General features: G+C 37.4%; 9 protein-coding genes and 8 tRNA genes. 4 read left to right on the top strand and 13 right to left on the bottom strand.

Going from position 1 to position 9,472, the window contains the following annotated elements; genetic code table 11:
- The first annotated feature begins 168 nt into the window (after positions 1 to 168).
- Genes H4J50_RS17455 through H4J50_RS17445 form a run of 3 tightly spaced genes read left to right on the top strand, consistent with a single transcriptional unit; the run spans position 169 to position 1,775 of the window.
- Positions 169 to 759 (top strand): TetR/AcrR family transcriptional regulator, encoded by a 591-nt coding sequence (locus H4J50_RS17455; RefSeq protein ID WP_182257499.1) that lies wholly within the window; start codon positions 169 to 171, stop codon positions 757 to 759.
- A 52-nt stretch (positions 760 to 811) separates the two neighbouring features.
- Entirely contained in the window at positions 812 to 1,276 is a 465-nt protein-coding gene (locus H4J50_RS17450) for a DUF6789 family protein (RefSeq protein WP_182257498.1), read from the top strand.
- A gap of 43 nt (positions 1,277 to 1,319) precedes the next feature.
- On the top strand, positions 1,320 to 1,775 hold the full coding sequence (locus tag H4J50_RS17445) for a hypothetical protein (RefSeq protein ID WP_182257497.1): 456 nt from the start codon (positions 1,320 to 1,322) through the stop codon (positions 1,773 to 1,775).
- A gap of 318 nt (positions 1,776 to 2,093) precedes the next feature.
- On the opposite strand, the gene H4J50_RS17440 is transcribed toward H4J50_RS17445, so the two are convergent.
- The 13 genes from H4J50_RS17440 to H4J50_RS17380 form a co-directional block, all read right to left on the bottom strand.
- Positions 2,094 to 3,410, bottom strand: coding sequence for an outer membrane protein transport protein (locus H4J50_RS17440; RefSeq protein WP_182257496.1), 1,317 nt, complete (start codon positions 3,408 to 3,410; stop codon positions 2,094 to 2,096).
- Positions 3,411 to 3,718: 308 nt separating this feature from the next.
- Positions 3,719 to 3,804 (bottom strand) — tRNA-Leu (locus H4J50_RS17435).
- 61 nt (positions 3,805 to 3,865) lie between these two features.
- Positions 3,866 to 3,941 (bottom strand) — tRNA-Gly (locus H4J50_RS17430).
- A gap of 62 nt (positions 3,942 to 4,003) precedes the next feature.
- Positions 4,004 to 4,090, bottom strand: a tRNA-Leu gene (locus tag H4J50_RS17425).
- Between the two features lie 61 nt (positions 4,091 to 4,151).
- A tRNA-Gly gene (locus H4J50_RS17420) sits at positions 4,152 to 4,227 on the bottom strand.
- Positions 4,228 to 4,276: 49 nt separating this feature from the next.
- A tRNA-Gly gene (locus H4J50_RS17415) sits at positions 4,277 to 4,352 on the bottom strand.
- A gap of 66 nt (positions 4,353 to 4,418) precedes the next feature.
- Positions 4,419 to 4,505 (bottom strand) — tRNA-Leu (locus tag H4J50_RS17410).
- A gap of 4 nt (positions 4,506 to 4,509) precedes the next feature.
- A tRNA-Cys gene (locus H4J50_RS17405) sits at positions 4,510 to 4,583 on the bottom strand.
- 56 nt (positions 4,584 to 4,639) lie between these two features.
- Positions 4,640 to 4,715 (bottom strand) — tRNA-Gly (locus H4J50_RS17400).
- Between the two features lie 147 nt (positions 4,716 to 4,862).
- Entirely contained in the window at positions 4,863 to 5,441 is a 579-nt protein-coding gene (gene pgsA, locus H4J50_RS17395; RefSeq protein WP_108455767.1) for a CDP-diacylglycerol--glycerol-3-phosphate 3-phosphatidyltransferase, read from the bottom strand.
- Positions 5,442 to 5,506: 65 nt separating this feature from the next.
- On the bottom strand, positions 5,507 to 7,360 hold the full coding sequence (uvrC, locus tag H4J50_RS17390) for an excinuclease ABC subunit UvrC (RefSeq protein ID WP_108455766.1): 1,854 nt from the start codon (positions 7,358 to 7,360) through the stop codon (positions 5,507 to 5,509).
- Between the two features lie 2 nt (positions 7,361 to 7,362).
- Positions 7,363 to 8,007, bottom strand: a complete 645-nt coding sequence (uvrY, locus tag H4J50_RS17385) for a UvrY/SirA/GacA family response regulator transcription factor (protein ID WP_108455765.1) — start codon at positions 8,005 to 8,007, stop codon at positions 7,363 to 7,365.
- Between the two features lie 140 nt (positions 8,008 to 8,147).
- Positions 8,148 to 8,402, bottom strand: a complete 255-nt coding sequence (locus tag H4J50_RS17380) for a hypothetical protein (RefSeq protein WP_182257495.1) — start codon at positions 8,400 to 8,402, stop codon at positions 8,148 to 8,150.
- Between the two features lie 176 nt (positions 8,403 to 8,578).
- On the opposite strand from H4J50_RS17380, the gene fabA reads away from it, so the two are divergent.
- Positions 8,579 to 9,094, top strand: a complete 516-nt coding sequence (gene fabA / locus H4J50_RS17375; RefSeq protein ID WP_081153845.1) for a bifunctional 3-hydroxydecanoyl-ACP dehydratase/trans-2-decenoyl-ACP isomerase — start codon at positions 8,579 to 8,581, stop codon at positions 9,092 to 9,094.
- Positions 9,095 to 9,472: the final 378 nt, after the last annotated feature.

The raw sequence follows: 9,472 nt of genomic DNA, 5'->3' as shown, positions 1-9,472 counted from the left end.
GTATCAATGTATTAGTATTTGTTATCAATATTACATTAAGTATTATTTTTTAAAACAGTAACTCCAGTAAACTTTAATTTTAAAAATAGTTATTGACCGATCGGTAATTAACCTGTAAATTGCAGTTATTGACCGAACGGTAAACAACTAGCTGATGGATTTATTATAATGGCACGCCCTAGAGAATTTGAAATAAATGATGCATTAGAGAAAGCCATGGAAGCCTTTTGGGCTAAAGGTTATGACGCGACCTCTATGGTTGATTTAATGAAAGTAATGAATTTAAACAAAGGAAGTATTTATGCTGCCTTTGGCAATAAACATGCTTTATTCACCAAAGCTTTAACACAATATACAGATACAACATATGCACGTATAAAAAATATATTTACTAGTATAGAGGCGCCTAACGAAGCCATGAAAGTATTCTTTGATGAAATGCTAGTTGAACAATCAATACCAACAGATAAAGTAAAAACAGGCTCCCTAATGGTGAATTCCATCATAGAACTTGCCCCACATGATGAAGCTGCAAAAATCATCCTGAATTGTCAGGTAAAACGACTTGAAGCCATATTTTCAAAAACTATCGCGAAAGGTCAAGAGACAGGAGTCTTCAGAAAAGATGCCAACGCCAAGGATATGGCTATTGAAGTAAGTGTATTTATATTTGGCATTATGTCATATCGGAAAACTGGTTGTGATATAGCCAAAATACAAAGCATTACTGACAACTATTTAAATTCGTTAACAGCGTAAATTTTTTAACTAACTAACTAAACAGTCAAAAATAAACTAACAGGAAATACCCATGAACTTTAATATTTCAAACATTACAAAAGGCGTTATAGCTGGATTTATTGCTACATTAGTACTTACTGCACTTATGATGATGAAGAAAATGATGGGCGTAATGCCTGAGCTTGACCCCGTTCACATGATGTCTGTTATGGCGGCACAGAAAATGGGCATGGAGACTAATATGATGGTTGGGTGGGTTATGCACTTTATGATCGGCGCAGTTGCATGGGGTGGTGCATTCGCTGTCTTAAATAATATTTTACCAACACAAAACCAAACGATAAAAGGCATTATCCTTGGCATTGGTGCTTGGCTTATCATGATGGTTGGTCCTATGGTAATGGCTGGTAACGGATTGTTCGGTTTAGCTTTAGGACCTATGGCACCTGTTATGACCTTTATGCTACACATAGTTTTTGGTGTGGTTTTAGGGCTTGTATATCAAAAGTTAACTCATTCTACACCTAGCGTTTAATACGTTAACTACAGATATTTCTGGTAACAGCAGTGAAGCTAAAATGAAATTTACTCGAAACAATTTTAAAATTGCTATTGTAGGTGGCATAGTTGCTCAAATTATTTTTGAAGCCTATGCCTGGTTAATATCACCACTGCTTTTTGGCCCAGAGCTTCAACCAGCTAAGTTAGTCATGGGCCTATTTCAAAAGTATCTTGGTATAAGTATTACTTATCCTGTGGCTTTTGGAATTCACGCTTTTATTGGCGCTATAGGCTTTGGGCTATTCACCTTATTATTTTATAAGTTGCTAAACGGGCGCCCTATATTATCAGGTGCTATTTCTGGACTTATTTTGTGGTTTGTTGCACAAGGAATATTAGCTCCAGCTATGGGGCGAGAATTTATGATGGGCCTTGGCGCTTATACCCAATCCTCTTTTATAGCGCATATAGGTATGGCGTTGATCATTACGTTATTTATAAAGTGGCGCTTATCTATTGTAAGACTTTCTTAAATAGCGATAGTAAAACCTTAAGGGCCATTAATTTTGACCTTTTCATTACTTTAAGTAAATAACGATAAACTGCACTTTAATAATGTAGATATTATAAATTCATTATTTTTTCTTCCACACTGTAAAAAAGATTAGCTCAGCACAAAAGATTAAACTGCCTGCTCAAATATAATTAAAGCCAATCGATTAAACGATTGGCTTTATATTAAACTAAAAGGCTCACTAATTAGGGCATTAAGAACAAAACTAAAATTTTCAAATAATAACGCTAGAATGTCTTAATTAAGCACGCCAATTAAGTAAAAAGGCCTAAGTAATTTAAAAACTTTTGTTATATTGCACAGCTAAAAGTAATGCATTACCTTCTGAGCTAAAACCCCAGTCTTTATTACCCACAAAAGGGCTTAATGCATCAGGTAAAGCAGCTAATAAAGCGTCTTCTTCAGTAACCACAACATTGTCACCATTAACATACGAAATACCAAAATCAACACTGTCGGTGTCATTTAACTGGTATGTTGCACCGGCACTATACCAAAGGCGGTCACTATCAGGTATTGAAATTGAACGATGGTCTACAGCCGCAGACTGATCGAATGCCACTCCCATTCTCAACGTTACTTCTTGATTAAGGTTATATGTTGCGCCTAAAGCGAAGCGATAAGTATCTTCAAAGTTTTCTTGCTTTTCAAAGGCTAACTCATTGCCCGCATAAGCTTCAAGTTTTTCAAAGCTAGACCACTGAGTGAACATTACACTGTAATGTGCTGCCCATTGAGTCGTCAATTGATGAAAACCTGAGAACTCAGCTATCGATGGCATATCAATAGTTAAACTACCATCTTCTGTAGGTGTCCCCAAACCTGTGAAGTCGCCCTCAAAGGCAAGTTCTACTTTGCTTCGATAAGAGAGGCCAATTCTGTGATCACTATTAATTTCATAAACAGCACCAACATTCCAACCATAGCCAAAATCGTCACCCGACATATTTACAACTTCAGTGCTCGTTGGTACAGGTGGAAACACTAAACCAACGCCTGGAATTGTAATACCCTTTTCTAACACCTTACCTGCGTGTCTAATAAGCTCGGCTTCACCATAGACCACATTCAAGCCTAAACCTAGACTAAGCTGTTCATTAACGCGGTAAGAGCCACTAATATTAGCATTGATCGTTTTTAAATCTGTTTTGCCACCAATAGAGCCTGCAGCATAATCTTTTTCGTATTCACTTTTTAAACCATAGTTTGAATTAATAGCTAAACCATAAGCGAAAGTATCATTTACTGGGTTAATAAAATACGCGGCAGGAATAATAGCACTGGGTACAACTCCATCTTGATCAAGTTCATTAACGTCGTAAGCTGCACTAAGTATATCGGGTGCACTAATGCCTTCAACTTTAACACCTGGATCAATATACGTTGCCGATAATGATAAGGATTTTTTGTCGAATAATGCCATTGCTGCTGGGTTACGTGCTAACACAGCCGCATCGTCAGCGATCACCGCATCACCGGCAAAAGCACGACCTAAGCCAGAGGCGCTTGTTTCGTTTAACTGAAAAGAGGCTGAATAAGCATTAAAAGCGCTTAATGTAATAGCCGTGGCGATAATTGATTTTTGTAATGTCATGCTAAGTTCTCGAAATTATGGAAAATTAAAAATTTATCGTATTGAAAATTAAGGTAATACTACGTGAAAAACACATTTCTCTTGTAAATAAATGTAACGACAATACCCATAAATGATTTGTATAAAATGATCTTGATAAGTTTATTAACTATTAGGTTAAACCCGTCATTCTATAACGTTGGTATAATGATATTAAAAGTAAATGGTTTATTGCTAAAGGTATAGCTAAGGTGCAAAGTCAATGCTAGCTAAAGATATTTAAGGAATTATAAAAGGAATAAAATGCGATTAACTGAAAGTATTAGTGATGGTACCCGAGGCCGGACTTGAACCGGCACACTCTATGAGCGAGGGATTTTAAATCCCTTGTGTCTACCAATTCCACCACTCGGGCATCGAGAGTATTTTTTATAGTAGAGATTGGGACCCTACTTTGATAGTAAAACTATCGAATTTGGAGCGGCTAACGAGACTCGAACTCGTGACATTCACGTTGGCAACGTGATGCTCTACCAGCTGAGCTACAGCCGCTTCGTAGATATTTAAAAATACTAATTTACTGGTTAATCAATCTTACATTGATTTTGCAGTAATGGTACCCGAGGCCGGACTTGAACCGGCACACTCTTACAAGCGAGGGATTTTAAATCCCTTGTGTCTACCAATTCCACCACTCGGGCATCGAGAGTATTTTTTATAGTAGAGATTGGTTCCCTACTTTGATAGTAAAACTATCGAATTTGGAGCGGCTAACGAGACTCGAACTCGTGACATTCACGTTGGCAACGTGATGCTCTACCAGCTGAGCTACAGCCGCTTCATTAACTTAACTAATTAAAACATTAAGCATTTACACATTTAAAAATTGGAGCGGCTAACGAGACTCGAACTCGTGACATTCACGTTGGCAACGTGATGCTCTACCAGCTGAGCTACAGCCGCTTCATATTTTAAATTTATTCTATACATACGCCAATATGTATTAACACCCCTACTGTACTAATGAAATGGTACCCGAGGCCGGACTTGAACCGGCACACTCTTACAAGCGAGGGATTTTAAATCCCTTGTGTCTACCAATTCCACCACTCGGGCAATGTGGAGGCGGGTCCCGGAGTCGAACCGAGGTAATCGGATTTGCAATCCGGTGCATGGCCACTCTGCCAACCCGCCAATTTCATTTACTACGAGTAAGGTAGTATTCCTTTTATTATTCTCTTATAGAGAATTGGAGCGGCTAACGAGACTCGAACTCGTGACATTCACGTTGGCAACGTGATGCTCTACCAGCTGAGCTACAGCCGCTTCATCTGCTGACTCCCTGTCAACTGGAAACGCATTCTACATTGAAAAACTGGTGAGTCAACCCTTTAATATCAATTTTGTTTTGACTGCTCAAAAAGCGACTAATCTGGTGTTTTTTTAGCTAAAATAAAAGCTTTTAATCACAAATCACTTACTTAACTCTGGCCAAGCAGCTTTAAAATAAACCACCATTGACCAAAAAGTAAGCACTGTAGCGATAGCATAAAAGCTAAAAGCAGCAAAAAGTAATATTTCATGTGGAAATTCAAATAATATTAATGGGATATCATAAGTTGGATACCAAATGAGTCCCATAATACCTAACATTTGTGCCGCCGTTTTATATTTACCCAATTGCGAAACAGCAATTATGTCTCTTTTACCGCGTGAAGACATAAATTCACGTAAGGCACTAATAAATATTTCACGCGCTATCATTAATATTGCCGACACTGAGATCCACCAAACTTGTAAGTCTTGAATCAGAATAACTAACGCAGCGACCACCATTAATTTATCAGCAACAGGGTCTATAAAAGCGCCAAAAGCCGATGATTGATTAAGTTTACGGGCTAAATAACCATCAAGTGCATCACTAATTGCGGCAAACCAAAAGACAACAAACGCGCCGAAATGATTCCACGATACAGGTAAATAAAACACCACGATAAAAACGGGGATTAACACAATTCTAAATAATGTAATTTGGTTGGGGATGGTCCACATAATATGTCTTATATTCTTATCGTTAACTGAGCAAGATTTTACAGACATTTTACACAGATTGAGTGCTAATTGTCATGCAAGGCGTCATAAATATTTTCTGCCAATACTTTACTAACACCAGGTACTTTTTCTAATGTGGCTTTATCGGCTTTTAAAACTTCTTGTAAACCACCTAAATACTGTAAAAGCGCTTGTCTTTTTTTAGCGCCTATTCCTGGAATACTTTCTAAAGTTGACTTTTTACTGGCTTTTTGTCGTTTAGCTCTATGCCCTGTGATAGCAAAGCGATGAGATTCATCACGAATATGCTGAACCAGATGCAAAGCCGGTGATGTGGCAGGCAGCGATATTAATTGATGACTCCCTGCTAAAATTAAGGTTTCAAGACCTGGCTTTCTTGACTCACCTTTAGCAACACCAACCAATAACGGTGTTTTTACTTGATCAACGCCAGCAAAAAAATCTTCTGCTTTTGCTAATTGACCTTTACCACCATCAATAAAAATAATATCTGGCATTTTTTCTTCACTGGTGACTTTGCTGTAACGTTTATCTAAAGCAAAGGCCATAGCAGCATAATCATCGCCGGGGGTAATTCCATGCACGTTATAGCGCCTGTAATCACTTTTTAGCGGCCCTTCTTGATTAAAGACTACATTAGACGCCACGGTTTGTTGTCCCATAGTATGGCTAATATCAAAGCATTCAATGCGAGATATGCCATTGGTTAATTCAAACACTTCATTTAGTGCAGAAAACCTAGCTTGCATTGATTCTTTATGAGAGTTGCGTGTCATTAATGCGGTAGCAGCATTTGTACATGCCAATTTTAAATATTGAGCACGCTCAGTTCGCACATTATGCGACATTTTTACATCATGCTCGGCCTGTTCAATAATAACTCGTACTATATCTTGTTGGTTTTCAATTGCTTCAGGAATAATAATTTCTTTCGGTATAGCCCCTAAATTAAGATCATTACCGATATAATGTTGACTGATAAAAGCCGCTATTATCTCAGCATCGCTGGTATCAACAGGAACGGTTGGAAAATAACTTTTACTGCCTAATATTTTATGATCGCGAACAAAGAGTAAATGAATACATGCTTGCGATTTATGACGATGAATTCCGATAACATCCATTTCAGCAGCTGAGCCACTGACAAATTGTTGTTGTTGAACTTTACGTAATGTTGATATTTGGTCTCTATACTTTGCCGCATGCTCAAAGTTCAGAGTTTTGCTGGCGTTTTCCATGTTTACTACTAAATGCTCAATGACTTTAGAGCTTTTGCCTTTAAGGAATAACTTAGCTAACTGCACCTGCTTTTGATAATCTTCAGGCGATATTTTATCTACACAAGGCGCTGAACAACGCCCTAGTTGATGCTGTAAACATGGACGACTTCGAGCGCGGTAGTAACTGTCTTCACATTGCCTTAACGGAAAGAGCTTTTGCATAAGTCGTAAGCTTTCCCATACCGCCCCTACCGTAGGATAAGGTCCAAAGTAATCTCCTTTAACCTTTTTACCACCTCGATGCAGACCTAATTTGGGATGTTTATGATCTGTAATAAGTAAATAAGGATATGATTTATCGTCGCGCAGTAAAATATTATATTTTGGCTGATATTTTTTAATATAATTATTTTCGAGGATCAGCGCTTCACCCTCTGTATGGGTAACAGTGACGTCTATAGCAGAAATTTGTTTAACTAATGCGCGGGTTTTATTACTTCCAACATCTTTACGAAAATAACTTGTTAAACGATTTTTGAGTTGTTTGGCCTTACCTACATATATTACCGTTTGGGTGATATCGTACATACGATACACCCCGGCTTGTTCAGAAACAGCAGCTAGAAAGGCTTTATGATCGAATAGTGTTTTATCATGTGATAAAGGCGTGTCAGACAATGTTAAAGAACTTCAGTTTTTAACATACCATGACGAATAGCTAAATGTGTTAATTCAACATCATTACCCACGTTAAGCTTTTCAAACATACGATAACGATAGCTGTTAATTGTTTTGGTGCTCAGTACTAATTGCTCAGAAATATTAGGTACTTTTTCGCCACGTGTGATCATCAACATAATTTGTAATTCACGTTCAGATAAACTACTAAAAGGGTTTTCATCAGGTGATTTAAATTGGTTCAAGGCCATTTGCTGGGCAATTTCTGGTGTTATATAACGTTGACCACTATTAACAGCACGAATTGCGTTAATCATTTCGTCTGAACCAGCGCCTTTAGTTAAATAGCCCGCAGCGCCAATCTGCATAACTTTTGTCGGGATTGGGTCTTCACAATAAACCGTTAATACAATAACTTTAACATCTGGCGCATAACGTATAATTTTTTTGGTTGCTTCTAAGCCACCAATGCCCGGCATGTTCATATCCATCAGAACAACGTTAGGCTCAGTTTTACGACAAAATTGAACGGCTTCCTCGCCTGTTTTGGCTTCGCCAATTACCTTAAGTCCTTTTACTTCGTCTAGGATTTTTCGTATTCCAGTTCGAACCAACTCATGGTCATCGACTAACAAAACATTTATCAAAGTAGGATTACCTTATGAATACTTTATAAAAAGTAACGGAGTAAAGACAAAATAATATAGCGATTAAGGCGTTAACACAATCTAAATTGAAGTTTTGTAGCTAATTTAGTTCACCGAATGAGGTGTTTTTCAGCCAATAATTACAGGTCATTTTTATTTAGCCAGTTGTTCAACAAGCCTATTTGACCATTTTTATATGCTGCGTAAGTCAAACGAACGGCATTGCTCAAAATAATACTGTCATTCCATTTAGTTTGATCGGCAATCAGTTCGTAGCATTTTTGAGCTTCTGGTGAAAGGTAGCCTCGCATTTCTTTTTTACCTTTAACTTTTTGACGTTCACGATAACGCTTTTGCTTCTCAGCGTTAGTTAATGCCTTCTTTTTAATATCCATCAATAACTTACCTAATTAAACCTTAAAAACCCATCGGTTACGCATAACCGATTCTGGCAAATTTAAAGGCATTTGTTAAGTAAAATATTGATTTATTTAACTGTTCGGAGTTGTTTAGCGTACAAGTGTTCGCTAAAGTAACTACTTTGAAATTATTAATAAATCTAAGTGATCACATGGAACAACAAAATTCGTTCTCGAAAGAAGACCTTGTAAAAGCAGGTACTGGTGAAATGTTTGGCCCTGGCAATAGCCAATTACCCTCTGACAATATGTTAATGATGGATAGAATTGTTAGCATTACTGATGACGGTGGTGAACATGGTAAAGGCGAAATTATTGCTGAATTAGACATAACCCCTGATCTTTGGTTTTTCGATTGTCATTTCAAAGGTGACCCGGTAATGCCAGGTTGTTTGGGTTTAGACGCTATGTGGCAATTAACAGGTTTCTTCCTAGCATGGTCAGGTGGCCCAGGTCACGGACGTGCTTTAGGTGTCGGCGAAGTTAAATTCACTGGCCAAATTTTACCAACAGCTAAAAAAGTAACTTATAAAATCACCTTAAAACGTGTAATCAAGCGTAAGTTATTTATGGGTATTGCTGACGGTACTGTATCTGTTGATGGCCGTGTTATTTACACAGCGAAAGATTTAAAAGTAGGTTTGTTCACTGATACAACTAAGTTTTAATGATTAGTTAACGCCTATTTTCGAGTTGAATGTGGTCAATTTTTAGCGCAATGCGAAATAGCACCCTGTTCATCCTGAACATTAAAAGCCAGCAATTAGCTGGCTTTTTTTTATCTAAATATTGACCCGTCCTAAATAAGGTGTCTTGTTCTGAAATGTGAATAGTCCTAAATAAGGTTGACACGTAGACTGAACTAAAACTTAAGAACCGCGAAGATACACACCTTTTTTACATTATTTCTTGCCGGTAAAAATATCAAAATCACTCATAAGAAGAATATAAGAAGGACAAGAATAGATAAAAATTAGTTGTAAAACGCATTTTAAGCCCCTAGCTATAAATCGCTCAGATGCTAATTGCTTTAGTGTTTTTAAAAA

This window comes from Colwellia sp. 6M3 (genome assembly GCF_014077595.1).
In the GTDB taxonomy this organism is placed as follows: Bacteria; Pseudomonadota; Gammaproteobacteria; order Enterobacterales; family Alteromonadaceae; genus Cognaticolwellia.
This window is presented reverse-complemented; position numbering and strand designations above follow the sequence as displayed.